The organism is Humidisolicoccus flavus (genome assembly GCF_045689595.1).
GTDB classification, from domain to species: Bacteria; Actinomycetota; Actinomycetes; order Actinomycetales; family Microbacteriaceae; genus Humidisolicoccus; species Humidisolicoccus flavus.
Genome location: NZ_CP142724.1, coordinates 2,164,897 through 2,190,876, shown reverse-complemented (window position 1 = coordinate 2,190,876; position 25,980 = coordinate 2,164,897). Strand labels below are relative to the sequence as shown.

25 protein-coding genes and 1 tRNA gene are annotated in these 25,980 nt (G+C 63.3%); 8 read left to right on the top strand and 18 right to left on the bottom strand.

Going from position 1 to position 25,980, the window contains the following annotated elements; all coding sequences use genetic code 11:
• Positions 1-76 precede the first annotated feature (76 nt).
• The 3 genes from U2H20_RS10545 (at position 77) to U2H20_RS10535 (ending at position 3,101) form a co-directional block, all read left to right on the top strand.
• The gene (locus U2H20_RS10545; RefSeq protein WP_430592240.1) at positions 77-1,027 is read left to right on the top strand and encodes an NADP-dependent oxidoreductase; all 951 of its coding nucleotides are present in this window, start codon (positions 77-79) and stop codon (positions 1,025-1,027) included.
• A gap of 92 nt (positions 1,028-1,119) precedes the next feature.
• Positions 1,120-2,457: a histidine kinase gene (locus U2H20_RS10540; RefSeq protein ID WP_430592239.1), complete on the top strand. Its 1,338-nt coding sequence runs from the start codon at positions 1,120-1,122 to the stop codon at positions 2,455-2,457.
• Positions 2,454-3,101, top strand: coding sequence for a response regulator (locus U2H20_RS10535; RefSeq protein WP_430592238.1), 648 nt, complete (start codon positions 2,454-2,456; stop codon positions 3,099-3,101). Before U2H20_RS10540 ends, U2H20_RS10535 begins: the two co-directional genes overlap by 4 nt.
• Before the next feature lie 119 nt (positions 3,102-3,220).
• Here the strand turns inward: U2H20_RS10535 and rplA are convergent, their stop codons facing one another.
• The 5 genes from rplA to U2H20_RS10510 all read right to left on the bottom strand — a co-directional run bounded on the left by rplA (position 3,221) and on the right by U2H20_RS10510 (position 5,598).
• Positions 3,221-3,910 (bottom strand): 50S ribosomal protein L1, encoded by a 690-nt coding sequence (rplA, locus tag U2H20_RS10530; protein WP_430592237.1) that lies wholly within the window; start codon positions 3,908-3,910, stop codon positions 3,221-3,223.
• 65 nt (positions 3,911-3,975) lie between these two features.
• On the bottom strand, positions 3,976-4,407 hold the full coding sequence (rplK, locus tag U2H20_RS10525; protein WP_430592236.1) for a 50S ribosomal protein L11: 432 nt from the start codon (positions 4,405-4,407) through the stop codon (positions 3,976-3,978).
• Between the two features lie 39 nt (positions 4,408-4,446).
• Positions 4,447-5,253: a transcription termination/antitermination protein NusG gene (gene nusG, locus U2H20_RS10520; protein WP_430592235.1), complete on the bottom strand. Its 807-nt coding sequence runs from the start codon at positions 5,251-5,253 to the stop codon at positions 4,447-4,449.
• A complete protein-coding gene (gene secE / locus U2H20_RS10515; protein WP_430593632.1) occupies positions 5,213-5,482 on the bottom strand; it encodes a preprotein translocase subunit SecE in 270 nt (89 codons plus the stop codon). The genes nusG and secE overlap by 41 nt, the downstream gene beginning before the upstream one ends.
• A 43-nt stretch (positions 5,483-5,525) precedes the next feature.
• Positions 5,526-5,598, bottom strand: a tRNA-Trp gene (locus tag U2H20_RS10510).
• A gap of 228 nt (positions 5,599-5,826) precedes the next feature.
• Here U2H20_RS10510 and U2H20_RS10505 point away from each other — a divergent pair.
• Positions 5,827-7,020 carry a pyridoxal phosphate-dependent aminotransferase gene (locus U2H20_RS10505; RefSeq protein WP_430592234.1) on the top strand — a complete coding sequence of 398 codons (1,194 nt, stop codon included), beginning with the start codon at positions 5,827-5,829 and terminating at the stop codon, positions 7,018-7,020.
• An 86-nt stretch (positions 7,021-7,106) separates the two neighbouring features.
• Here U2H20_RS10505 and U2H20_RS10500 read toward each other — a convergent pair whose 3' ends face one another.
• The 4 genes from U2H20_RS10500 to U2H20_RS10485 all read right to left on the bottom strand — a co-directional run bounded on the left by U2H20_RS10500 (position 7,107) and on the right by U2H20_RS10485 (position 9,848).
• A complete protein-coding gene (locus U2H20_RS10500) occupies positions 7,107-8,267 on the bottom strand; it encodes a UDP-N-acetylmuramate dehydrogenase (protein ID WP_430592233.1) in 1,161 nt (386 codons plus the stop codon).
• Entirely contained in the window at positions 8,268-8,678 is a 411-nt protein-coding gene (locus U2H20_RS10495) for a MaoC family dehydratase (protein WP_430592232.1), read from the bottom strand.
• The gene (locus U2H20_RS10490; protein WP_430592231.1) at positions 8,675-9,124 is read right to left on the bottom strand and encodes an FAS1-like dehydratase domain-containing protein; all 450 of its coding nucleotides are present in this window, start codon (positions 9,122-9,124) and stop codon (positions 8,675-8,677) included. The genes U2H20_RS10495 and U2H20_RS10490 overlap by 4 nt, the downstream gene beginning before the upstream one ends.
• A 220-nt stretch (positions 9,125-9,344) precedes the next feature.
• A complete protein-coding gene (locus U2H20_RS10485) occupies positions 9,345-9,848 on the bottom strand; it encodes an FBP domain-containing protein (protein WP_430592230.1) in 504 nt (167 codons plus the stop codon).
• 331 nt (positions 9,849-10,179) lie between these two features.
• Between U2H20_RS10485 and U2H20_RS10480 the strand changes: the two genes are divergently transcribed.
• Positions 10,180-10,767, top strand: a complete 588-nt coding sequence (locus U2H20_RS10480) for an HhH-GPD-type base excision DNA repair protein (protein ID WP_430593631.1) — start codon at positions 10,180-10,182, stop codon at positions 10,765-10,767.
• A gap of 93 nt (positions 10,768-10,860) precedes the next feature.
• Positions 10,861-11,259, top strand: coding sequence for a DUF1304 domain-containing protein (locus tag U2H20_RS10475; RefSeq protein ID WP_430592229.1), 399 nt, complete (start codon positions 10,861-10,863; stop codon positions 11,257-11,259).
• Positions 11,260-11,304: 45 nt separating this feature from the next.
• Here U2H20_RS10475 and U2H20_RS10470 read toward each other — a convergent pair whose 3' ends face one another.
• Complete coding sequence (locus tag U2H20_RS10470; protein WP_430592228.1) at positions 11,305-11,967, bottom strand: NAD(P)H-binding protein; 663 nt, start codon at positions 11,965-11,967, stop codon at positions 11,305-11,307.
• Positions 11,968-12,235: 268 nt separating this feature from the next.
• Here U2H20_RS10470 and U2H20_RS10465 point away from each other — a divergent pair, with 268 nt between their 5' ends.
• On the top strand, positions 12,236-13,969 hold the full coding sequence (locus U2H20_RS10465; RefSeq protein ID WP_430592227.1) for a hypothetical protein: 1,734 nt from the start codon (positions 12,236-12,238) through the stop codon (positions 13,967-13,969).
• A gap of 286 nt (positions 13,970-14,255) precedes the next feature.
• The gene (locus U2H20_RS10460) at positions 14,256-15,830 is read left to right on the top strand and encodes a hypothetical protein (RefSeq protein ID WP_430592226.1); all 1,575 of its coding nucleotides are present in this window, start codon (positions 14,256-14,258) and stop codon (positions 15,828-15,830) included.
• A 146-nt stretch (positions 15,831-15,976) separates the two neighbouring features.
• Here the strand turns inward: U2H20_RS10460 and U2H20_RS10455 are convergent, their stop codons facing one another.
• From U2H20_RS10455 to U2H20_RS10420, 8 genes are all read right to left on the bottom strand, one after another.
• On the bottom strand, positions 15,977-18,616 hold the full coding sequence (locus tag U2H20_RS10455; RefSeq protein ID WP_430592225.1) for a LuxR C-terminal-related transcriptional regulator: 2,640 nt from the start codon (positions 18,614-18,616) through the stop codon (positions 15,977-15,979).
• Between the two features lie 162 nt (positions 18,617-18,778).
• Entirely contained in the window at positions 18,779-19,660 is an 882-nt protein-coding gene (locus U2H20_RS10450; RefSeq protein ID WP_430592224.1) for a carbohydrate ABC transporter permease, read from the bottom strand.
• Complete coding sequence (locus U2H20_RS10445; RefSeq protein ID WP_430592223.1) at positions 19,660-20,571, bottom strand: carbohydrate ABC transporter permease; 912 nt, start codon at positions 20,569-20,571, stop codon at positions 19,660-19,662. The genes U2H20_RS10450 and U2H20_RS10445 overlap by 1 nt, the downstream gene beginning before the upstream one ends.
• A complete protein-coding gene (locus U2H20_RS10440) occupies positions 20,571-21,905 on the bottom strand; it encodes an ABC transporter substrate-binding protein (protein WP_430592222.1) in 1,335 nt (444 codons plus the stop codon). The genes U2H20_RS10445 and U2H20_RS10440 overlap by 1 nt, the downstream gene beginning before the upstream one ends.
• Before the next feature lie 9 nt (positions 21,906-21,914).
• Positions 21,915-22,301, bottom strand: coding sequence for a cupin domain-containing protein (locus tag U2H20_RS10435; RefSeq protein WP_430592221.1), 387 nt, complete (start codon positions 22,299-22,301; stop codon positions 21,915-21,917).
• Positions 22,298-23,191: a 3-hydroxy-5-phosphonooxypentane-2,4-dione thiolase gene (gene lsrF, locus U2H20_RS10430; RefSeq protein ID WP_430592220.1), complete on the bottom strand. Its 894-nt coding sequence runs from the start codon at positions 23,189-23,191 to the stop codon at positions 22,298-22,300. The genes U2H20_RS10435 and lsrF overlap by 4 nt, the downstream gene beginning before the upstream one ends.
• A complete protein-coding gene (locus U2H20_RS10425; RefSeq protein ID WP_430592219.1) occupies positions 23,184-24,854 on the bottom strand; it encodes an FGGY family carbohydrate kinase in 1,671 nt (556 codons plus the stop codon). The genes lsrF and U2H20_RS10425 overlap by 8 nt, the downstream gene beginning before the upstream one ends.
• Positions 24,851-25,876, bottom strand: coding sequence for an NAD(P)-dependent oxidoreductase (locus tag U2H20_RS10420; protein ID WP_430592218.1), 1,026 nt, complete (start codon positions 25,874-25,876; stop codon positions 24,851-24,853). Before U2H20_RS10420 ends, U2H20_RS10425 begins: the two co-directional genes overlap by 4 nt.
• Positions 25,877-25,980 lie beyond the last annotated feature (104 nt).

Below are 25,980 nucleotides of genomic sequence, written 5' to 3'. Positions count from 1 at the left end.
GCCGTCACAAGACGTATTCCAGAAACACTCTCGTCACCAAGCCCCACTACCCTGAAGGGAACGAAGAGGAGTTTCCATGCGCGCAGTTACCGTCAACGAGTTCGGGCCACCGTCAGTTGCGACCGTCAGCGAAATCGAGACGCCGAAGAAGCTCAGTGCTGAGGTTCTGATCGATGTCCGCGCCGCAGGACTCAACCCGATCGATGCGAAGACTCGTGCCGGTGGCGGCGTCGCTGCAGGGATCCAGGCGTTTCCTTGGGTTCCGGGGAACGACTTCGCGGGCACGATCCGCGAAGCGGTCTACGAACACCATGATTTGAAAGTGGGCGACGCGGTGTACGGCATCGCGAACCCGGCCCGGATGCTCGGCTCCTTCGCCGAAGTCGTTGCGGTCTCCTCACTCAGCATCGCCCGGAAGCCTGAAACACTGAGTTTCGTGGAGGCTGCCGCGGTGCCCGTTGCCGGCCTCACGGCCTGGGACGCGATCGTTCGAGTTGCTCGCGCGCACTCCGGCCAACGTGTCCTCATCCACGCAGCGGCCGGCGGCGTCGGGCATTTCGCAGTGCAGTTCGCACGGTATTTCGGCGCCCACGTCATTGGCACCGCTTCGGGCAAGAACCTCGATTTCGTGCGATCGCTCGGCGCGAACGAGGTCGTCGATTACAAGACCGAGCGCTTCGAGGAAGTGGTCGACAAGGTCGATGTCGTGCTCGACCTGATCGGGAACGTCCACGATGACACCGGATCGCGATCCCTGAACGTGCTGCGCCAGGGCGGCCTGTACATCAACGTGCCGACGGGCTCGTGGCCAGAGTACGCCGAGGCAGCCAAGGCAGCACAGGTGCGCGCAACGGGTGTCAAGGTCGAGCCCGATGGCGCGAACCTCAGCATCATCTCTCGCCTCATCGATGCAGGCGACGTCAAGGTGGAGGTCGCGTCCGTGCTGCCAATGGACGAGGCAGCGCAAGCGTTCGAAACCCTCGAAGCCGGGCACGTCCGCGGCAAGCTCGTGCTCAAGGTCGCCTGACCTCATCCTTTCGCGCGCGAGTTTCTCCTCCTTCGGGAGGGGAAACCGCAGAATCGCACTTCTGCGCGGGTACTTCGGATTACGGTGATGGCATGACGCTCACTCGATTCGACCAGATCGCCCGCCAATGGTGGCCGGCCGCGATCTCATTCGTGCTCTTCCTCCCGATGCTCGCTCTGGCGAGTGACGTGTTCTGGCTCACCGGCATGACCGTTGCCGTGCTCGCAGGCCTCGCCTGCCTCATCGCGCAGCCGACGGTGGCGTTCTGGCTCCTCATCGGTGGTGCAGCGCTCTCGGTCTTTGCACCCGAGCGCGCAATCGGCATCTTCCTCATTGCGCTCGTCGCGACCGCCGTACTTTTGGCTCGCGCTCCGAACCCTCGCCGTCTGCTCCTGCCCCTCGGCATCACGACCGGCGTGGTTGCGCTCGCGTTCGGGTTCTTCTCGATGGGGTATTTCAATCTCGGCGTCGTGCTCGCGACCGTGGTCATCGCGGTGGCCGTCTACGGAATCGCCTTCGGCGTTCGAGCCTGGCGTGACGCGGTTGAAGCCTCGGTGGCGAAAGAAGCGATCGCCGAGCGGGCCACGGTCGTCGAGAACGAACTCCGCGATGAGCGCCTCCGCAGCGACCTCACGCACGACTTCCACGATGTCATGGCGCACTCGCTCGCGGTTTTGGCGGCACAGGCCGAAGGATTGCGGCTCTCCCACACGCAGCATCCGGAACGGATCGCCCCTGTACTGCAGACGATCAGCGATACCGCGCGCCTCGCACTCGTCGAGGTTCGGCAGCTGCTCGAGCGGTCGAGCGACGATGCCCGTCACCCGCAACCGGTGATCGCCGACATCCCAGCCCTCATCGATCAGATCCGCAGCGCCGGACCGCAGGTCAGTTTCCATAGCCTCGGCCGTCCGGGATCGCTCCCGAAGGTCGGCGAGATCGCCGCCTACCGGATCGTGCAAGAAAGCCTCACCAATGCGCTTCGCCACGGTGGCAACGAGGTTGCGATCGTCGTCAACCTCACCTGGACCGGTCCGGGCCTCACGCTCGGAATCTCCTCCCGCAAGCACCCGGAAGCGCTGCCGAGCGTACCTGGCCGCGGGATCGCGGGAATGCACGAACGAGCGAAGCTTGCCGGCGGCTGGCTCGACATCGATGACGAGGGCGAGGACTTCGTAGTGACCGGGTACTTGCCGTACACGACGACACCACAGGGGCCCTCGACTGATCCGATGTCCGAAGACACGCTCCCGACGATTCCCTTCGCCGTTCCCCAGGCTCAGCCAGAACGACCCGCGGCACAACCGGGCGAGACGGCCCAAGAAGGCACGGTCAAGCCCGAGAGCACTTGGACGCAGGTCGGGCAACGCGTTGATCTCGACGGAAAGCGCTTCAACGACAAATTCAACGCGCACGGAAAAGCCTCGTGACCCGGATTCTCATCGTCGACGACCAGCACCTGTTCTGCACTGGCATGCAGATGATCCTTGAAAGTCAGGATGACTTCGAAGTCGTCGGATTCGCTCACGATGGCGCCGCGGCAATCGCTGCCGTCGGCGCCCACTCCCCCGACGTCGTATTGATGGACATCCGGATGCCGGTGCTCGATGGCATCGAAGCAACCCGAGCGATCCGAACCAGCGCTCCTGAAACCCCGCCGCACATCATCGTGCTCACGACCATTCGTCACGATCACGCAGTGCTATCAGCGATCCAAGTGGGCGCGAGTGGCTTTCTCTTGAAGGACGCCACGAGCGAGTTCCTGATCTCCGCGATTCGCACCGTGGTTGAAGGGCAGCAGGTCATTGCTCCGGCGGAAACCTTCGACCTCTTCAAAGCCTTCGGGAGTTCTCGCCCAACACCGAACGAGCAGGCCGTCTCGCTCTTGACGAAACGAGAGCGAGAGTTTTTCGATCACCTCGCGAGAGGTCGATCGAACGCGGAGATCGCGGCTGACATGTTCGTCGCAGAGACGACCGTGAAGTCGCACGTCAGGGCGATCCTCATGAAACTAGGCCTTGCCAGCAGAGTGCAGGTCATCGCCTTCGCGTACCAGCACCACCTCATCACCTGATCACCTGGTCACCTGGCACCTGGCACCTGGCACCTGGCACCGTTGCCTGTGCGTGCTTCGACTCGTGAGCGCACGAAAAAGCCCCCGGATCACTCCGGGGGCTTGTTCGTGAAAGAAACTTAGATCGCGGTGACGTCGACCGGGATTCCAGGACCGAAGGTCGTGGAAACGGTTGCCTTCTGGATGTAGCGACCCTTCGAGGAGGATGGCTTCAAACGAACGACCTCGTCGAGCGCTGCGGTGATGTTCTCATCGAGCTGCTCCTGCGAGAACGACGACTTGCCGACGACGAAGTGCACGTTGCTGTGCTTGTCGACGCGGAACTCGATCCGTCCACCCTTGATGTCGGTGACAGCCTTCGCGACGTCTGGCGTCACGGTGCCGGTCTTCGGGTTCGGCATGAGGCCACGGGGTCCGAGGACCTTACCGAGACGACCGACCTTACCCATGAGCTCTGGGCTCGAGACCGCGGAGTCGAATGCGGTCCAGCCGCCAGCGACCTTCTCGATCAGTTCGTCGCTACCGACTTCGTCGGCACCCGCAGCGATTGCAGCCTCAGCTGCTGCACCAGTTGCGAACACGATGACTCGTGCGACCTTACCGGTACCGTGAGGAAGAGAAACGGTACCGCGGACCATCTGGTCTGCCTTGCGGGGGTCGACACCGAGCTTGAGGGCGACCTCAACCGTGGAGTCGGTCTTTGCCGAACCGGTCTCGCGAGCGAGCGAAACAGCCTCAGCCGGGGTGTACAGCTTGTCAGCCTCGATCTTCTCGGCTGCTGCCAAATATGCTTTGGACTTCTTTGCCATGTTGTTCTCCTAAAAGAGTTCGTGGTTGATGCGTCAGGCAGACGCTCCCACTAATGAATTGAGTTCTAGCCCTCGACAGTGATGCCCATCGAACGAGCAGTGCCCGCGATGATGAGCTTCGCGCCAGCGAGATCGTTGGCGTTGAGGTCTGGCATCTTCTGCTCTGCGATCTCAGCAACCTGAGCGTCGGTGAGCTTGCCGACCTTTGTCGTGTGGGGAACGCCAGAGCCCTTCTTCACGCCAGCTGCCTTCTTGATGAGTTCAGCTGCCGGAGGAGTCTTGAGCACGAAGTCAAACGAGCGGTCCTCGTAGACGGTGATCTCGACTGGGATGACATTTCCACGCTGGTTTTCTGTCGCGGCGTTGTACGCCTTGCAGAACTCCATGATGTTGACGCCGTGCTGACCGAGCGCCGGACCAACCGGCGGTGCGGGGTTTGCGGCGCCGGCCTGGATCTGCAACTTAATCAGACCTGTGACCTTCTTCTTCGCTGCCATTGTTTCTTCCTTCTTGGTTTCCTAGAGCGCGGGGCGCGTCTAGAGCTTTGTGACCTGGTCGAAGCTGAGCTCGACAGGAGTTTCGCGCTCGAACAGGCTGACGAGAACGGTGAGTTTTCCGCTCGCAGGCTGAATCTCGCTAATCGTTCCGGGCAGACCCGCGAACGAACCTTCTTTGATCGTGACGGTTTCGCCGAGTTCGAAGTCGACTTCCTGCACGATCGTGCGCTGAGCGCCACCGGAGGGCTTCTGACCTGGCTCAGCGGTCTGAGCCTTCTGCGCCTCTGCGATCTCAGCGTCAATGATGGGCTTGAGCATGTTGAATGCTTCGTCAACGCGCAACGGTGATGGGTTGTGCGCGTTGCCGACGAAGCCGGTCACACCTGGGGTGTGGCGAACAACAGACCAGGAGTCTTCGTTGAGGTTCATGCGCACGAGCACATAGCCGGGGATGCGGACGCGCGAGACCATCTTGCGCTGCCCGTTCTTGACCTCGATGACTTCTTCCATCGGGACCTGGACTTCGAAGATGTCGTCAGCGACGTTCATGTTCTCGGCACGGCTGGCGATGTTGCCCTTGACCTTCTTCTCGTAGCCTGCGTACGAGTGGATCACAAACCACTTGCCAGGCTGACGACGAAGTTCCTTCTTGAATTCGGCGTATGGGTCAACCTCGGGCTCGCTCGCCTCTTCGGCGGCAGGAGCGTCCGTGACCAGGTTGTCGAGAGCTTCGTTGAGCTCCTGGTCGAGGTCGTTCACATTTTCAGACACGGTGATACCTTCCAGCGCTTCTGTCTTGAAGCGATTAGCCGAACAGCGGCTGATCGCCGAAGACGGTACCGACAAGTGAGCCGAACACGAAGTCGAGTCCGGACACGAGCAGCATCATGATGACCACAAAGCACAGCACGACGATCGTGTAGTTGACGAGCTCTTTACGAGTCGGCGTCACGACCTTGCTGAGCTCAACCACGACCTGCTTCAGGAACGTCACGATGGCCACGAAGGGGTTGCGCGACTCGCGCTCCCGCTTCGATTCATTGCGGGGCGCATCGGCTACGGCGTCTTCTGCCATGGTTCCCTCTCGGATGTCGACGGTGGCGTTTGCCACCGAAGTGCAGGGCGGACAGGACTCGAACCTGCAACCTGCGGTTTTGGAGACCGCTGCTCTACCAATTGAGCCACCGCCCTCGGCGGGTAGCTGACCATAACTCTGCTCCAAATCCTTTGAAGCTCAATGTCTTCAGAGGCATGCAAAACTATGGCTGAAATCAACCACCAAGGATTAAGCATACGATGCCCGCGGCCATCGTGTCCACCTCGCGCGCGTCGTGCGGGGTCGGAGTTACGGCCCGCACCGTCTCGAGCGAAACGCTCGCGCTTCTTTCTTCGGAACGGACTGCTCGCTACGCTGGGAATGTGGCCAGTATCTCAGCGCACGTAGGCGCAATCAACGAATCAGCAACCCTCAAAGTCGACGCGAAAGCAAAGGCGCTCATCGCGAATGGCAAGGACGTCATCTCCTTCGCCGCTGGAGAACCAGACTTCTCGACCCCGCAGAACATTGTGGAGGCAGCCCAGCGCGCGCTGCAGAACCCGAAAAACTACCGGTACACGCCAGCAGCGGGCCTTCCCGATCTGCGTGAGGCGATTGCCGAGAAGACGCGTCGCGACAGCGGCACCGAGGTGAACGCGAGCCAGGTGCTCGTCACCAATGGTGGGAAGCAGGCCGTGTACCAGGCGTTCCAGACGATCCTCGACCCGGGCGACGAAGTCCTCGTTCCGACCCCGTACTGGACCACCTACCCCGAAGCGATCGCGCTGAACGGCGCGAAGCAGGTCGATGTTTTCGCCGGCGCCGACCAGGGTTACCTCGTCACCGTGGATCAGCTCGAACGTGCACGCACGCCGAAGACCAAAGCACTCCTCATGGTCTCCCCCTCGAACCCGACCGGTGCGGTCTACCCGGAGGAAACCATTCGCGCGATCGGCGAATGGGCACTCGCGAACGACCTCTGGGTGATCAGCGACGAGATCTACCAGAACCTCACCTATGACGGCACGCGCGCGGTCTCGATCACCGAGGCCGTTCCCGAGCTCGCAGACTCGACGATCATGGTGAACGGAGTCGCCAAGACCTACGCGATGACCGGATGGAGAGTCGGCTGGATGGTCGGTCCGAGCCGTGCGATCAAGGCCGCTGGCAACTTGCAGTCGCACCTCACCTCGAACGTCAATAACGTCGCGCAGATGGCGGCGCTCGAAGCTCTGACCGGTCCACAGGACGCGGTCGTCGAGATGCTCGCAGCGTTCGATCGTCGCCGCCAGCTCATCGTGAGCGAACTCTCGAAGATCACGGGCGTCACCGTGCCGACACCGAAGGGCGCGTTCTACGCCTACCCCGACGTGAGCGGGCTCCTCGGCGTGAACTGGGACGGCGTGACCGCCAACACCTCGCTGGAACTCGCGGACTTGATCCTCGACGAAGCCGAGGTCGCTGCGGTCCCCGGTGAAGCATTCGGACCGAGCGGCTACCTGCGGTTCTCCTACGCACTCGGCGAAGAACAGCTCCTCGCGGGAATGCAACGCCTGCAGGAACTCTTCGCGCGCTGACGCACAGCCAGTCGGCGGCCGCGCCGCACGCAGAAGGGCCCGAGCAATTGCTCGGGCCCTTCTCGCATATGTGGCTGCTGCGTCGTTCAGTGCTCGTCGGAGAATCCGACGAGGTTCGGCTCCGGGTGCAGACGAACACCGAAGTGATTCTCAACCCGAGTCTGAATGTAACCAGCCAGTTGCAGGATCTCAGCGCTCGTCGCGCGACCACGATTCGTGATCGCAAGGGTGTGCTTGGAGGAAACGGCCGCCGCTGATCCCGGGAGCGAGAAACCCTTCGGAATTCCGGCGTGCTCGATGAGCCAGGCTGCGCTGAGCTTGACCGCGGGTTCTCCCTGCTGCGGCAAGGGAGCGAGATCACCGACCGCGTCGATCGGATACACGCGCGGCGACTCTTCGACCGAGGACGACCACTTCGGGGCATCGTCCGGGAGGTCGCGGGCGAAGCGGGCCGAGACGATCGGGTTCGTGAAGAAGGAGCCGGCGCTCACCGAATCCGGATCCTCCGAGAGCACCATGCCCTTCGCGGCACGAAGTGCCAGGACGGTCTCGCGGACCGCGGCAATCGGCACCCTGCTGCCGAGCTTGACCCCGAGCGCCGTCGCGAGCTGCTGGTATGCAACCGACTGGCTGAGCCCGTCATCGTGCGCGTGCAACTGCAGTTCGATCGCCGTGACAACGCCCTCGAGCGTTCCGCGCTTCAAGGCGCTCGTTCGATAGCCGAGTTGCAGGGCAGCTGCCGGGATCCGGGAAATCTCGCCCGATTCTGGATCGAGGAGATCGATCGCGACGAGCGCCGCTGCGACCTCCTGTCCGTACGCACCGATGTTCTGGATCGGCGAGGCGCCAGATGATCCGGGGATCCCGCTCAGCGCTTCGATTCCGCTCCACCCCTGCTGCACGGTGTACTCGACGAGAGCGTCCCAGTCCTCGCCGGCCGCGACCTTGATGGTCACCAGTCCGCGGTCGGGTTCTGCGGTGACCGCGGCACCACGCTCAGGAGCTGGAGCGAGGATGACCTCGATGCCTCGAGTCGCCAACTGGATCACGGTGCCGCGGTAGGGCTCATCGCTCGCAATGAGATTCGAGCCGCCCCCGACCACCAGCCAGGGCTCGCCGCGCGATTCCGCCGCGGCGATTGCGGCGCACAGCGCCTCGTTGGTTTCGGCGCGGACGAACGTCTCGATCTCGCCGCCGACCTGCATGGTCGTCAGCGAACGAAACGCCATCGTGCCGTTGGTGCTCATTTATGCAGACTCGGGCAGACGAACGATGACCTGAGCCTTGCCGAGCACGGTCTGCTCCGATGCTTTCGCAGTGAGATCGATTCGAGCGGTGCCGTCGTCGTTCACCACGGCGACCGTTGCAGTGATCGTGAGGACCGCTCCAAGTTCGGCGTCGACGACGACGGGGCGAGTGAACCGCACCTGGTAGTCGAGCACGCGGCCGGGGTCGCCGAGCCACTCGACGACCGGCTGCACTGCAGCGCCCATCGTGAGCATGCCGTGCGCGAGGACGCCGGGAAGTCCGACGTTCGCCGCAACATCGTCGCGGTAATGGATGGGATTGAAATCGCCCGATGCACCCGCGTACCGGACCAGTGAGTCACGAGTGAGCGGATAGCTCGCCTCTGCAACGACTTCGCCTTTTTCGATCATGCGTCGTCCCCCCGAACCACGAGCGTAGAAATTGCGGTGACCACGTGCTCGCCCGCCGCGTCAACGATGTTGGCTTCGCTCGTCACCATGCTGTTGCCCGCGAGCGACTTGATGCTGGTGACCGTGAGTGTTGCAGTGAGCTCGTCCCCGGCAACGATCGGACGGGAAAAACTGAAGCGCTGGTCGCCGTGCACGACGCGCGAGAAGTCGACGCCTGCCGACTCGTCAGCGAGCAGCTGTGCGAGGGTTCGCTCCTGCACGACGACTGCGAACGTCGGCGGTGCCACCACATCGGCATAGCCTGCAGCGACCGCAGCAGCCGGATCGAGATTGATGGGGCTCGTCGCAGCGACGGCGCGAGAGAACTCGAGCACCTTCTCGCGACCGACCAGATACGGTTCGGTCGGCGGGTACGACTTTCCTTGGATTTCTGGATTCACTGACACCCCTTCATCCTAGCGAGCGAGCCTCCTGCGGTCCCGGTCCGGACCTCGCGTTCGGCCGCACGCGAGAGCGCGAGCACACAATGACTCCAGCAGTGCGTTCGACCGGCGACCTCGCCCCGAAGGCCTGTGCGCAGAGCTTCGAGAGCGCTCCCCGGGTGCAGCTCCTTTCTCCTGCCGCGACAGAAGGAACCACACCCAGGTGGTATTCCTCGACCTCCGGCTACCGACCGGAGATCAGCATCTCGGCGAAACCGGCTGCCTTGAGCTGCAGATCTTCAATCCTCTTGATGCGCGCTGCGACCACGTCGTACCCCTCGTAGGCGGGCGGCGGGTCATTGCGCACATTCTTCGAGCACTCGAAATCGCGGCAGATGAGCGTGCCGACGGTCACGCCCCGGCGTCCAGCATCTCCGACGCGTTTCGCGCTCCAGAACACGACATCATTCGGCAAGCGAACGTCTTGACACCAGTTGCACATCGCGCGAGAACGCGGCGACGCCTCCGCCTGCTTTAGGGCGACGCAGACGGGCTCACCCTCGAGTCGGGGCAGCACGACATAAGCGCGCCTGGCGAACTTGGGGTCTCGCCAGCCGAAGTAGTCGAGCCGCTCCCAGTCGGTGTCGGTGAGCGTTTCGAAATAGGCGGGCAACGTTGCATCGTTGACCTCTTTGCGTGAGGCATTGATGAATGAAGATCGGATGAATGATTCGGTGAGCGATTGCATGAGGTTCCTTTTCGGGCACGCCGATACTCCCAAAGAAAGAGTGGGCGCTGGAGCTGATTGTGGGTATGCGGAACTCGCCGTTCCGGCACACGCGGTCAACAGATTGACTCGTGTTCGGGCACGGCGATTTCGGCTCAGCTACTCACTGTCGGCGAGTGCTTCGCCGACAACCCCCTGACGCTGCGAAAAGAGCTCTCGAAAAGTCACGGCACCAGTGTACGTCGAGAGCGTGAGCGAAAACCAAGACGGCGAACCTGGCTCAATCGACATCAATCAGCGACCCGAGGATCAGCCAGAGCCTGTGGCTGACACGAATGCGATACTGAGAGGTATGCCCGAGATTCACATCACCAACAACACTGAGGCCGACAAGCTGCTCTCGAACGAGCCGTTCGCGCTCCTGCTCGGCATGCTGCTTGATCAGCAAGTTGCAATGGAAACCGCATTTGCAGGCCCGGAGAAGCTGCGCGCTCGACTCGGTGCGCAGCTCTCGCCGAAGACAATCGTCTCGACCAGCGAAGACGAACTGGAGGCGATGTTCAAAGAGTCCCCCGCGGTTCACCGGTTCCCGGGATCGATGGCGAAGCGGACCCGCGCACTCTGCGAGGCACTCATCGAGGAGTACGAGGGCGACGCGAGCAAAGTGTGGAGCGCTCCGAACGAGGACGGCTCCGCCCCGAGCGGAGCGGACGTCGTGCGCAGGCTCGGAACGCTCCCCGGGTTCGGAGCACAGAAGTCGAAGATCTTCCTGGCGCTCCTCGGAAAGCAGTACGGCGTCGAACCAGCAGGCTGGCGTGCAGCGTCGGAGCCCTACGGTGAAGAAGGAAGCCTGCGGTCGGTCGCAGACATCGTCGACGAGGACTCGCTGCAGGCGGTGCGCGCTGCGAAGAAGGCAGCGAAGGCGAAAGCAAAGGGTTAGACGGTCAAGCGGCGTACAATCCAGTCAACACTGGTCCAAGGGATCACCGACTGAGGTTTCCGCTGGCAGTGCTCTCAAACGAAGAAGGACTCCATGCTGATTGCCGCACTCATATTCGCCGGGCTCGCTTCTGTGCTCCACGTGTACATTTTTGCGCTCGAATCGCTGCTCTGGACGAGTGACCGCGCCCGGAAGACGTTCGGGATCAAGTCCGCCGAGGAAGCACAGACGACGAAATCGCTCGCGTACAACCAGGGGTTCTACAACCTGTTCCTCGCGCTCATGGGGTTCATCGGCATCGCCCTCATCGCAAGCGGTCATCTCGCCGTCGGCGCGACGCTCGTGTACGCGGGTGTCGGTTCAATGCTGCTCGCCGCACTCGTCCTGGTGACAGCAAACGCCAAAATGGCAAGAGCGGCACTCCTCCAGGGAGGAATGCCGCTCTTGAGCGTCGCACTACTGACGGTCGCACTCGTCAGCGCCAACGCCTAACCGGATCTCTTGCGAGGGGGACTCGCTCACCGGGTCACGTTCGGGCTACTCGCCCAAAAACTCTTCAACCGCCTCAGCGATCGCAACGTCGCCGTCGAGAACATCGAGAGCGCGGTGGCCCGTGTTCTCCGAGTCGACGAGTTCGGCGAGCACGAGCGCGACGTTCGCTCGACTCGTTGCACCGGTCGACAGGCTCTCCGCGATCGTGACGGTGCCACTCGCCGGCTCGTCGCTCAAGTGACCGGGCCGGACGATGGTCCAGGCGAGGTCGCTCGCGCGAAGCGCGTCATCCGCCGCCTTCTTTGCCTTTGCATACGCGTTCCACGACTCGTCGTCGGATTCTGGCGCTGGTCCGTCGACCCCGATGTACGAGATCTGCAGGAACTTCGATGCACCAATCTTCTGCGCCGCGCCGATCGAGATCACCGAGCCGAGGAAGTCGACCGTGTGCTTGCGCTCAGGGCCGGAGTTGCCACCGGCTCCTGCCGCGAACACGACGACGTCAGCCTCTGGAATGCGCGAGGCGAGCACGTCAGCGTCTTCAGATTCGATGTCGAACAGCACTGGCTTCACACCGAGTGCTTCGAGTTCGCTCGAGTGGTCGCCGTTTCGGATCGCACCGAGCACTTCGTGCCCACGAGCGACGAGTTCCTTGCCGAGAATCTGCGCGATCTGACCATGGGCTCCAATAATTGCAACCGTACTCATATGCTCGTCCTTCCCTTCGGATGACCGCCCGATCGAGCGGCTGACTGACTTTCAGCGTATGCACCCGAGCCGTGCAATGGGGCGATTCACGCGAGCAGCGAACAGCCCCGAGTGACAGAACTACGTAATTTTTACGGATGCGCTGCGACGTGAAACCCCCTTACTCTGAAATGAATTCTCGGCGTTGGCGTGGTACGCATTCGGCGTTTGAGGGCTCGCACCACCCTTCGTCATCTCGATCCCCCTCCCTGACACCTGGAGTACACCTGTGACACTGTCTTCCCTCGATCTGCCTCGCGGAGCCGCACGCTCCTCGGCGCGGACCACGAGCGCTGCTTCGAAGCGCTTCCTCGCGCTCGGACTCTCTGCAACGCTCGCGACTGCGGCCCTTGCCCTGAGTGCACCCGCGCTCGCAAGCGCTGAACCAAACCCCAACCTGCAGACGCAGGTCTTCACCGACCCAGCGGGCACCTCCTTCGTCGTGCCATCCGGTGTTCGCTCGGTCTTCGCGGTCGTCGCCGGCTCCAACGGAGGCGGCGCAGTCGCACCGGGGACCGAATTCGTCCAGCCAGGTGGCTTCGGCTCGGTCATCACGGCCTCCTACGACGTCGTTCCAGGCGAGACGCTCCAAGTCTTCGGGAGCACGAATGGGAACGATGCGGTTTCGCCAAGCGCAAACCTCCCCGTTCCCACGCTGCAAGCAGACCAGAACCTCGAGTCGATCGAGGGTGATGTCTTCACGGAAGGCACGCTTGAAACGCTCGTCGTCGAGCAGGGTGCAGACGTCTCGTTCCAGATCGCCGACGACGCAGCCCCGATCGCGGCGGCGAACCATGGACTCGGATACCGAGAAGGTGGCCAGGGCGCTGCAATCGATGGCACCGATTACCTCGCCGGAGGCGGCGGCGGCGCGAGCGCAATCGTCCGTAACAGCGAGCCGGTGGTCGTCGCTGCCGGTGGTGGTGGTGCAACGCTCGCACTCACGACTGACCCCGCGGTCGGCTTGGGCGCAGGTCCCGGTCTTGGTGCTGACGATCCTAACTTCCCCGCGCCGTTCGCCAATGGTCATGGTCAAAACGGAGGGCAGATCGCGTTCCCGGCCGGGACGTTCAACCTCGAGTCAACCTTCCACGTTCTTGGCGGCGGCGGCGGCGCCGGCTTCTTCGGTGGCAATGGAGGATATGTTGCCGGCCTCAGCGATGACGGCACTCCGTCGAACGAGAACCTTTTCTCGACCGGTGGCGATTCCCTTGTCCCGGAGAACGCGTCGCTCTTCTCTCTCCAGAACTCAGGCGTCGAACCTGGCTCGGTCACTCTGATGTGGGAAACCCCGCCCGCATCGACCACGACGATCAACGCTCCTGCGACGGTCAAAACCTTCACCTGGTTCGACCTGACCGTTGACGTCACGGGCGAAGTCATCGAGGAAACCCCGGTCGAGACTGAGGTTCCGGTCGAAACAGAAACTCCTGTTGAGACGGAAGTGCCTGAAGAAACGCCCATCGAGACCGAACCTCCGCTGCAGCTGCTCGCAGTAGACACCGCCCCAGAGGGCCGCGTCGTCCTGTTCGGGAACGGTGTCGAAATCGGAAGCACGGATGTCGTCAACGGCGTCGCCGACTTCAGCAACGCAATCCAGTTCGGTGTCGCTGGTCTCGTCGAACTCCGTGCAGTCTTCGAGCCGAGCGAGGTTTCACCGTTCAGCGCGAGCGAGGCGGTCACTGAGATCCTCGTCACCGAAGATGCAGTCATTCCTGGCCCTGGCGAGAGCGAAGTTCCTGTGGAATCAGAAACGCCCGTCGTTCCTGAGACACCGGTCGACACTCCGGCCGCATCGACCCCTGGTGTGACCGCTCCAGCAGTGACCCAGGCCCCGGGCGCTGCAAACCTGCCACAGACGGGCATGGGCGCTGAACTCGGCGCACTGCTCATCGGCGCCGCACTGCTCGTGCTCTTCGGAGCTGCAGTCCGGATGCGCGCAGCGGCGAAGCACGCTTCGTAACCGACGAACACAAGAACGAGCGGGAGCGCCTGAACAGGCGCTCCCGTTCTTTTTCTGCAGACGCTTTTTGCGGAAGTCCTCTGCGGAAGCCATCTGCGGAAGCCATGCACCGTGTCGCGCCTCCGACTCAGCGAACTACGTAATTTTTACCGATGCGGAACGTGGCATCCCGCCCATACGCTCAATCGAGTTCTTCCCGTCGCAGAGGAATTGTTTCTCGAAGATCGATGAACTCCGGTAGCCACGTTCAGGCACGCCGTCATTCGTTGATTCAGGAGCACCATCTGTGACCACCCCAGTTGTTGAGCGTTCGTACGATGCGAACCGCTCGCCCGCGAGCAAAGCACACGGGTTCAGCCCGAGACGCCTCCTCGCCCTCGGCCTTTCGGCCACGCTCGCGACCGCGACTCTTGCGCTCATCGCACCGGCAGCTGCAACCGCAGCACCCCAATCACAAACGTTCACTGACCCGGCCGGCACTGCGTTCGTCGTGCCCGAGGGAATCACCTCGCTCACAGCGACGGTTGCCGGAGCATCTGGTGGCGACAGTGGATACCAAGGACCGACGTTCCTTGGCGGTGCTGGAGCAGTGCTGACTGTTGTCATTGATGTCACTCCTGGAGAAACGCTCACGGTGTTCGGAAGCACCCGAGGAAGAACCGGTTACTCCTCGTTCGGAATCGTCGATGGTGCTGGTGGCTCGGGGTTCAAGAATGGCGGCTCCGGCGGACGTTCCGAATACATCGACTCCTGGGGCTCTGGCGGCGGTGGCTCGAGCGCAATCCTTCGTGGCGAGACCCTGCTCGTCGCCGCAGGTGGCGGCGGCGGGGCAAGCGGTCAAACGGTCGATGCAAACATCGGGAACGCAGGACTGGATGCGGATTCTGGCTCCGCGACCAACGAAGAGGGGACCGGTCTTCCTGGCGAGACCGTTCCTCCCCTCCGAGACCTCGGTGCTGGAGGAGGCGGCGGCGGCGGATTTGTCGGCGGCGCCGGCGGAACCTTGCCTGACGAATCAGCAGGGAACGTCCCGAATGTTGGAGCAGGTGGTGGCGGCGGCGATTCCTACGTCGAGGCTTCCCTCACAGAAATCGCAGAGCGCGGCTCAAACCGTGACGCAGGATCAGTCACGCTGAACTGGGTGCCCGCGCTCGTCACAACGACGACGATCTCGGCACCGACAACCGTCGAAACCGAGCAAACGTTCGACCTACTGGTCACCGTGGTCTCCGATGACGGCGTGACCGGGAACCCAGAAGAACCTGTCGAGACGGAACCACCCGTCTCCCCTGAGCCAACGTTGCCGAGCGAAGAACCGTCGCTTCCTCCGGTCCAGGTGTTCGCTCTCGGCCCCGTGCCCGAAGGATCGATCGACCTCTTTGCGGGAACGACGCTGCTCGGAAACCAGCCACTCGCCGATGGTGTTGCAGACTTCAGCGGCATGGTCTCCTTCGCTACCGCCGGCACGGTCACGCTCCGTGCGGTCTACGTCCCCAACGATGTCTCCGTATTCGAGGCGAGTGAGGCCGAGCAGGACATTCTCGTGACGAGACCCGTGATTGAGACGCCTGGCCCGAGTGAAGAGCCAGCGCCGAGTGAAGAGCCAGTCGTCACGGAGCCGCCCGCGGAAACACCAGAGGCTTCCGCACCGGAGACTTCAGCGCCTGGTGCGGGCACTCCGGGTATTACGGCACCAGCACCAACCGCAAGTGCTCCAGCGGCAACTCCCGCCGCCGGCTCAGCGAACCTGCCGAACACTGGCGGCGGTGCCGAATTGACTGCGCTGCTCGCAGGCGCACTGCTGCTCCTGATGTTCGGCGCTGCGGTACGGATGCGCGCGAATGACAAGCACAGGTCGTAGCGCACCGGCTGCAGTCCACTGCAGCTGAACACGACCTCCATGAGAACGGGATCGCTCACCTGGGCGATCCCGTTTCTCCGTTGCGTGATCGTTCCTTCGCTGCGTGATGCGGGCCCGCGCACCTGCAATCGTTCGGGACGGACGCCCTAGTCGAGCCCTGCCGAATGCAGCGCCCGCGGGAGATCGTCGCGGTGATTGATGCCGAGCTTCACGAAGGCGCGGCCCAGATGCGTATCGATCGTTCGGGATGCGAGCCCGAGGTGGATCGCCATCGCCTTGCTCGAGTAGCCGAGCGCCGCGAGCGTGGAGATCTCGCGTTCGCGTTCGGTGAGCGAATCGGTGACGTGTTCGACGGGAACAACGATGCCGCGCGCGGCGAGCTTGCGCCCGGCGATCCCGAAGGGCGTCGGAGCGCGGTGTGCGACCACTTCTTCGCAGTGCGCGAGCACAAGCCGCCCGAGATTTGATTGCATACGATGCGCAAGGAGTCGCGCTCGTTCGAGTAACGGTTGCGCCGACTCGTCCGAGGACTTCGTGATCGTGCTGAGAAGACGCAGGTGGAGCGCACGGATCTCTGCGAGGTCGAGGCCTCGTTCAGCGCACCACGCCTGCAAGCGCTCAGCTTCGGCTGCCGCCGATTCCTCGCCGATCCAGATTCGTGCGGCGAGCAGATTCTCGCGAACTGCGGACTGCAGCACCCGGGAGATCCGCAATCGTGCGTGCTCGACGTTGGCGATGAGCGATTTCGCTTCTTGACGGTTTCCCTGCGCAGCAGTGCACAACGCGAGGTACGAAAGCGCATAACCGAAAAAGCCCGAACCATCGGAGACCTCGAAGCGCGCACACGAAGCACGCAGCAGCACCGCGGCCTCGGACAACCGGCCGCGGCGGAACTCGACGATGCCGCCGGCGAGCTCTTGCAGCGCCGGGTCGATGCGTCCACGGAATCGTGGATCGTCGACAAGCCCGGCGATGCGCGAGTTCAGTTCCGCTGCCGCGTCGATCCGGCCGTCGGAAATCTCACAGAAGAACAGCGCCGAAGCGATCTCCCCTGCGATCCACGGGTGCGTCCGTGCTGCAATCTGCGCACGCGGCATCCAGATTCCAGCGATCTCGCGAGCTCGGTTGACCGTGCCGCGTTGCGCGAGAATCAGGATGCTGATTGCGCACCCCGGCAAGAGCACGTCGTCGCTGGGGTTCTCGGAGTTCGTGAACAGTTCATCGAGCCGCTCGTGCGCTTCCGCGAGCGCCCCCGAATACCCGAGCAGCACAGCCTGCGCGACGTCAAGGAATTGTCCGACTCGGACGAACTCCGTGGTTCGCGGCGTTGGACCGAGCGCCGCGACAACGGCGACCGCATCGTCGAAGACCGAGTGCGCACGCTCCGGGGAGTCGAATCCGTAGAGTTCGACATCCGAAGCAACCGTCGCCCAGCGCGCGACACTCTTTGCCCTCGCGAGCTCGTCCGTGATCGACTCGATCTGCCGTCGCGCTTCTGCGAGTTCGACCCGGGCGTCGTCGATCGCTCCCCCGAATCGTAGTGATTCGGCTCGCGCGACCCTCGCGCTCACTCGCTCGGTCACGGTCGCGTCCGGATGCGTCGCGATCATCGTCGAGATGACGATGGTCAGCTCCTCCGAGCGAGCGAGATGCTCTTGGGCGATCGAGTGCCGCAACCAGGCAATCGGCGGCACGAATCCACACTGCCTGCTCCAGCCGATCGCGCGAACCACATCTTCGGGACGCGAATCGAAGTCGGTCGCAAGCAGCGAAGTGCAGAGCTGTTCGAGCAGCTTCCTTCGACGCACCGGGCTGAGGACGGCACGAATGCTCGGGCCGTGTGCCGGAACCGCGAGTCGAATGCTCGGGGGCTCGTACGCGCTCGCTGACTCTCCGACGATCACTCCATCGTCGAGCAGTCCCTCGATGTCGGCCTCATCGTGCAAGCGCAGCAGAATCGGGAGCGCGAGCGGTTCGCAGTATGCAAGCAGATCGACGATCTCGCGGCGACTCGAGGTCAAGGTGTCGAGTTCTGCTCTCAGGAGTTCGCTGAGGGTCGGGTCGAATGCGAGCTCGCCCTCCCACACCAGAACACCGCGCCGAATCTGCATCGTGTTGGTCCGCCGCAGCGCTGCCAGGAGCGTGATGAGGTGCAGTGGATTGCCGCCACTGATCGAGATCAGTCGCTTTCTCGAATAGGTGTCGACTTCGAGAGGCGCGCATTCACTCGTGATGAGGTCGTCGATCTGGTGGTCGCCAAGTGGTGCGAGATCGAGGACGGTCGCCCCGGTGTCGGCGACGAACTTCTCGAGTGGTCCAGTGATCATTCGAGTCGTCATCACGACTCTCGCCTCGTTGCGCTGCCGCAACCATTCGAGCGCGGCCAGGCTCAGCGGATCGAGATGTTCGGCGCCATGCACGTGCACGACCAGCGGACGGGCGGGCTCACCCTCGGCTGGCTCCTCGATGAACGATTGCGCGACCTCGGCAGCGAATGCTTGGGCGCGAGCCGCATCGCTCGCGCGCACGGGGCCGAGCGCGTCGGATTCTTCTGCGGTGAACACCGTGCGAAAGACGCCGAAGGGAACCTCGGTGAGTGAGGGGCTTCCAGAAAGCGTGACGAGGGTGAAGTTGGAATCGATCTTCGCGGCGACGTCTTCGACGACGGCGGTGACGAATGCAGTCTTCCCGATGCCACTGGGCCCACGCAGGACGAGCAGGGTTGCCGGGGGAACGAGCGCGCGCGTCGCAACGAGCCGTTCAGCGGCGCGTCCGATCAGAGTCATTGTTCCTACTGGTGTCGTTCGAGGTTTTCCTGATCAAACCTCACCGGCGTGGATTGCTTTCACAGTGTAACCAGAGCTCATAGTCCGCTGACAGAATCCGACGCTGTTTGTCACCCGATGCTCTCCGGATCACGAGCGCTCGCCGGATCACGAGCGCTCGCGCTATTTCACACTCCCCTGGGTCAGACCGCCGATCAGCCAGCGCTGCATGAACAGAGCCAGGATGTACACGGGCACCATCCCGATGAACGCCGCGGCAGCCATCCGTCCGAACGCGACTTCGCGGCCGCCCTGCATGAGGGCGATGCCGACCGGCAATGTTTGCGTTGAACCGCTCTGCCCGAGCATGAGGGGGATCAGAAAGTCGTTGTACGACAGGATGAACGCGATGATCCCGACCGCGACGACGCCGGGCATGACGAGCGGCAGGATCACCCGCGTGAGCGTTCGCCATGGTCCGCAGCCATCGAGTTGCGCGGCCTCGTCGATCTCCTCCGGGATCGCCCGGAAGAAGTTGTCGAGCAGCCAGATGACGACCGGTGTCAGGAGAAGCGCTTCGACCACGAGGAGTCCAGCGATCGTGTCCATGAGGCGTACACCGCGAACCAGGAGGAACAGCGGCACGATCGCAACGATCGGTGGGGCGATGTAGATCGAGACGATCAGCCCAAGGATATTGTTCCCGCCGGTCCGGAGGCGCGCGATCGCATAGTTCGCGGGAATGCTGATCGCGAGCGCGAGCAGTGTGGAGCCGAGCGCGACGACCACCGAATTGCCGAGGTAGGTCATGATCGGGTAATCCGCGAACGCATTCACCCAGTTCTGCCAGGCGAGCGTCGAAGGGAAGATCCGCACGGAGAGAATGTCTGAAGCGTTCTTGAACGACATCAACACGAGGTAGAGGATCGGGAACAGGCACATCGCGACCGCGACCACGAGGATCGTGCGAGAAAGAAGCGAGGTCCAGCCGGGCATTTGCGCGCCGAAGCGGCGACGACGCGTCGGCTTTGCGCCGTCGAGCACGATTGCTTCTGTCAGAGCCATTACTGGACCGCCTTCGTTACTTTGCTGCGCAATCCGCTGAGAGGCAGGATCACGACGGTGACGAGAATCAGGAACACGATCGTCTGCGCGCCCGCGGCACCCAGGTCGAACTTTTCGAGCGTCGTCTTGTAGATCTGGTAGCTCGCGACGGTCGTATCGAGGCCAGGGCCTCCGCTGGTCATGATGAACACGAGGTCGAAGACCTTGAACGAAAGAATCGTTTTCAACAGCAGAACGGTCGCGATGGTGGGTGCGAGCAGCGGCAGGACCACCGAACGCAGCAGACGGAACGGCGTTGCTCCATCGACCTGCGCGGCCTCATAGACCTCGACCGGGAGCCCCTGCAGACCCGCGTAGATCAGCAGGACGCAGAAGGGCGTCCACTGCCAGACGTCGACGAGCACGAGCGAGATCATCGCCATTGGTGACGATCCGAGGAACAGCACCGGCTCGTTGATGAAGTCGAAGGAGCGGAGGACGTTGTTGAAGAGCCCGCCGGTGGGCGTGAGCATGAGCTTCCAGATCACACCGACCATGACCGGTGGGGTCATGAGCGGCAGGAGCAGCACCACTCGGATGAACTTGCCCTTCCGCACCCCGCGCTGGAGCGCGAGGGCGATGATGAGGCCCAGCACGACCGCGATCACCGCGGACGGGAGCGCGAAGGTCAAGGAGCGGACCACGGAGGCGAGCGTTGCATCGCCCGTGAACGCCGCGACGAGCTGGTTGATCCCGACGAACTCCTGGAAGGGTTGACCAAGGGACGAGCGTGTGAGTGAAACCGCGATCGTGTACACGAGTGGATAGATCGCGATGATTGCGACGCCCAGCAGTGCTGGGGTGAGCATGATCCACCCTGCGGCTCGTGGCCGCCGCAGCTTCTGCACGCGTCGTCCCTTGGTCGTTTGCATTAGTTGTCTCCTACCCCAAGCTCATCCCAGGCTGCGTCGGTTGCCGCGAGCGCTTCTTCTGGTGAGAGGTTGCCCTGCAGCATCAACGCGAGGTTGTCGTTGAGCGAAGAGATCATTTCGGGTGACTGCGGTGAAGTCGGCCATGGCTGCACGTTCGGGAACACCTGCTCGGCGACCTTCGCGACCTCTGGCACGACCTCGAGGTACTCGGGTGCGCTGAAGGTGCTCGTGTAGATCGGGTCGACGCCCGAACCTGCGGTGCTGGAGAGCTGCACGTTCATTTCCTGCGAGGTCGCGAACTGCAGGAAGTCGAGCGCTTTCTCCTCATCGCTCGCCGTCGGGCTGATTCCGATTGCCCAACCGGCATTGACCGCGCCGGAGATCTTTCCCTCTGGGCCGATCGGCAGTGGAGCGACGCCCCACTCGTCAACGATTTCGGATCCTTCTGGGTCTTGCGCGTACACACCGAGGTCGGTCCAGAACTCGATCATTGCGATGTTGCCGCCAAGGAATTGCGGCAGCGCCTGGTCGAATCCGGTTTCCAGCGGGCTCGGCAGCGCGTAGGGGGCGAGGTCGAGCATCGACTGCGCTGCGGCGAGCGCGGCATCTGACGAGAGATCTGGGCGAACTGGGTCGATCGGGTCAGGTGACATCGTGGCGAGACGGTTGAAGAAGGTCGAGCCGATGTTGAACGCCGAGGTGTCTCCGAGCATTGCGGTGCCGTAGACGCCGTTCGCCGATTCGTTCTCGGTGATCGTCTTCGCCGCGGCGATGTACTCTTCCCAGGTCGTCGGCACGGCAACGCCGTTCCGTTCGAGGATCGTCTTGTTGTAGAACATGACGTGGGTGTCGCCGTCGATGGGCAGACCGTAGCGGTTGCCTTCGTAGAGCGTGTACGGATCGTAGATCGCGTCGATGAAGTCGTCCTCATCGATTTCGTCGTTGCCTTCGATCCACTCGGTGAGGTCTTTCAGCGCGCCGCCCTGTGCGAGTGCGCCGACCGAGGTGTACCAGTACTGAATGACGTCGAACTGGTTCGTCCCCGACTGGACGTCGAGGAGGACGCGCGACTGAATCTGGTCGTAGGGCAGGACCGTGACGTCGACCGAAATGCCAGTGGCCTCCTCGTACTCTTCGGCGAGGATCTTGCCAGCGCCCTCTTGCGGTGCTGCGATCAAGACGGAGATCGAATCGGTCTCCGCGCCGCCTCCGCCGCCGCCATCGTTGGAGCATCCGGCGAGGGTGAGGGCTGTTGCGCTGAGCAGTGCGAGGCCGGCAATCGCCTTGCCTCGCCCTCCTCGGGTGTTGAGCGTGCTGCGTCGTTGCAGTTGCATGGTGTTCCTCTATTCCTGTGTGGCAGCGGGTGCTGCCGGTACTTCGCGCTCTGGCTCCCAGGGCGCGTCTACTTTGTCTCCCGAAATTCCGGGACTTTTGATGAAGAACGCAGTGAATGGTGCGTCACTGACATTCCGGAGGTAGTGCTGCACCTGCGGAGTGCATTGCACGAAATCCCCATCGCTCAGCCGCTGCACGGTTGCGCGGTCGAGCCACAGCTCCGCCTCGCCCTCGATCACGAAGAACGACTCGGTGTGGTGTTCGTGGAAGTGGTTTGCGAAGGTGTCGCCGGGGCGGAGCGTGACCGCACCGAAGGCGGCATCCTCGTTCTCGACGAGATACCCGGGACCCCAGTCGCCGAAGCGAAGGGTGAGGTCGCGAATGTTGCGGATCATGCTGCCCGCCCTGCGTCTGCAGCGAGGCTGCGGTACAGCTCGTGCGCGGATTCCGGCGACTCGTCGTCGTGCACGACCGCGCGGATCGCTTGGATCATTGCGGCGGGGAACTCGCTCTGGAAGATGTTGCGGCCCATGTCGACACCGGCTGCCCCTGCGCGGACCGCGTTCGAGGCCATCGTGAGGGCGTCGAGCTCTGGCAGTTTCTTTCCGCCCGCCATGATCACGGGAACCGGGCACCCGGCCACGACGTCCTCGAAGCCTTCCTCGCAGTAATACGTCTTCACGAGTTGCGCGCCGAGTTCGGCGATGATGCGGGTTGCGAGTCCGAGGTACCGCGAGTCACGGGTGAGTTCTTTCCCGACCGCGGTGACGCCGAGGACGGGGATTCCGAATCGGTATCCGCCGTCGACGAGGTCGGTGAGGTTCTTCACACTGCGTGATTCGTGCTCTCCCCCGATGAACACCTGAACGGCGACCGCCGAGGCATTGATTCGCGCGGCGTCGTCCATGGCCAGCGCAATGTGCTCATCAGAGAGGTCCTTCAGGATCGAGGGTCCGCCCGAAGCGCGGACGACGAGCCCTGCGTTCGTTCCCGCGGGGATGGAGGTGCGGAACGATCCGCGGGTTCCCATGAGGGCGTCGGCGTGATCCGCCAGGCTCGCGATGCCGAGGTCGATGCGTTCGAGGCCGGAGGTCGGGCCTTGGAAGTAGCCGTGGTCGAACGCGAGCATGACGGTGCGACCGGTGTCGGGGTTCAGGATCTTCGCGAGCCGGTTCTGCATGCCCCAATCGAGCGCCTGCGAGCCGCGGATCGCGGTCCCGAACCTCGCCTGCGGAGTATTCGGTGCGAAATTCTTTGCGTTCTTGTTGCCTTCGAGATCAGCCATGACTTGGTTCCTTCGTGTTCGAGATGTTCGAGGTGTTTGGGGAGTATTGGGAAATGCGAGAGCTCCGGGCTCGCGCACTGTCGTACGGCAGTCCGCCCGGGGGCGTGAACAAGGGTTCGAGCGCTTCGTTCCGGGTGAGCTGCACCATCGCCTGGTACAGCGACATCCATCGGGCGAAGGACAGCTCGTACTGCTCACTCGCGGCGGTATCCGGAAGCACCGGCGCCGCCCGCGGTCGCAGTGGTGGGAGTTCGACACCGACGCCGGCGGCTGCGAGCCTCGCGGCACCGTAGGACGTTGCTTCGGCGACGAACGAGACGGCGACGCTGCGGTGCGTGACATCTGCGACGATCTGCGGCCACAGGCGTCCACTGCTGGACCCGCCGGCGAACACGACACTGTCGTGCTCGGCTTCAGCGGGACGGAGCGTGTCGAGGATTTCGAGATGAGCCCGCGCAACATACGCTGCTGCTTCCTCGATCGCTCGAACGAACGCGGCCCGACCCACCGCGGTTCCGGCGATGTCGACATTGAGGAAGGAGGGTGCGGCGTGGTGCCAGGCATCGGCCTGCATCACGTTCGAGAGGATCGCGACGACGCCGTGGGACCCGGGCTCGACCGCCTGCGCTTCATCTTCCATCAGCGAGTAGGCGCTCACGCCACCGTGCTCGGCCCGGGTGACGAGGTCCTCGCAGAACCCGTCCCGGAACCAGCGCATCGCGAGCCCCGAGAGAAAACCGATGCCCTCCACCATCCACTGATCTGGGGCAACATGACAGAGCGTGCGAAGCCGTCGCTCGGGATCGATGACCGGCTCGTCGAAAATGGCGGTGGTCTGCCAGAAGGTTCCGGCGACGATCGTCGTGTCGCCGGAGTCAGCACCAATGCCGTGCAGCGCGAGTTGCGTGTCCGCGCCGCCCGCGACGATCGGGGTTCCAGCGGGGAGGCCGGTGGCGACGGCGGCCGCCTCAGTGACAGCACCGAGCACCGTGCCGCATTCGACGACCGGCGGCAGCACTGCACGATCGAGGCCAACGGCGTCGGCGAGTTCCTCGGACCAGGTCCGCGCCCGCAGATCGAAGAGTGCGCTCGAGGACCCGGAGGTCGGATCGGTCGCGAAGACACCGCTCAGGCGGTACGCCACCCAGTCGCTCAGCATGCCGAGGTGACGTGCCTGCGCAAGAACAGCAGGTTGGTGCTCGGCGATCCAGCGGATCCGAGCGGGTGCGGTGATGGAGACCCAGTCCCCCGCGATCTCGTAGATCCGGGCGGCGATGCCCTCGGCGACGAGCGCTTCTGCCTGCACGCGAGCACGACCATCCGTGTTGGGGCACGCCCAGATCTCAGTGCCGGCTGCGTCGTAGAGCACGAAGCCCTCCCGCATGCTGGACGCCGCAATCGACAGGATCTCGCGCCCGTGCAGGCGAGCGCTGACGTCACGAAACGCTGCGCAGAGCGATTCCCAACCCCCTGCTGTATCGAACGAGGTTCCACCGGGGTGGCCGGGAACTGCCGGGTGCGTCCATTCGCGCGATGCCTGCGCAACGAGGTCACCGCCGGTCGAGAAGGCGAGGACTCGAACAGAACCGGTACCGGCATCGACGCTGAGCACCACCGGCTCGAGCGCCGAGAACGCGGCCTGCGGAATATCGGGCGTGCTCATACTCGCCACCGCAGCTCGTCGCCCGACTGCCACCGCGTGATCTCCTCCGCGATCATCTCCGCACCCCGGGCAAGGGTTTCGTGGCTCGCCCCGGCAATATGCGGGGTGACGATCACATTGCCGAGTCCGACGAGCTCGCGCCAGGGCCCGTCCGGTTCGCAAACATCCATCGCTGCTGCCCCGAGGTGACCGCTCCGGAGCGCCGCGAGCAGCGCATGCTCGTCGACGAGCGACTCTCGCGCGGTATTGATGAAGACTGCGCCCTCACGCAGTGAGGCGAAGGCTGCGGCGCCGACGAGCCCTTGGTTCTCCTTGGTGGCGCGAGCGTGCACGCTCAGCACCTCCGACTGCGCATAGAGTTCCTCGAGCGAGTCGAGCAGTGTCACGGCGGTGGTTGTCTCCTTCGGCACGAACGGGTCGTACGCGAACACCTGCATACCGAGCGCGATCGCCCGATCTGCGACGAGCCGTGCAACGTTGCCGAACCCGATGAGCCCGAGGGTGCGGCCACGGAGTTCGGCACCGAACCACCGTGCGCCTTCGAAGGCCGACTCGTTGATCTCGCGACCCTCGGCGATTGCCTCGTCGACGCTCCGCAGCGCGGGGAGCACGTTGCGCATGCTCGTGATTAGAAAGCCGATCGTGAGGTCGGCAACCGCGTGCGCGTTCTTGCCAGGCGTGGTCGTGACCGCGACACCGAGTTCATTCGCTGCCGCAATGTCGATATTGACGGGACCACCGCGAGCGCAGCAGATGAGTTTGATGCTCGGGTTCGCGATGAGCACGTCTCGTGAAACCGGGGCTCCGTGCACGACGAGCACTTCGTGGCCGTCGATGAATTCGCTGAGTTCCCGAGGGTCGCCCTCATATTCGCGAAGTCCGTCGACCGACCATTCCGGCGAGTCGACGATCGTCATGGTCTTCGCTTCGGCTGCAATGCCGTGGCGCTCGAGCGCGGCCGAAAACACGGCAGCGGGGATGTAGCTATCGCCAACGATGAGAACGGCGTTTGGTGTGTTCATTCGAGCTCCTGGGGTCGAAAAATGGCAGGACGAACTTGCCTGAGTGCGCGGTGTGCTCCACAACTCGGGAGCGTTCTGCGTCGTACGGTCGTTGAATCGCGAGC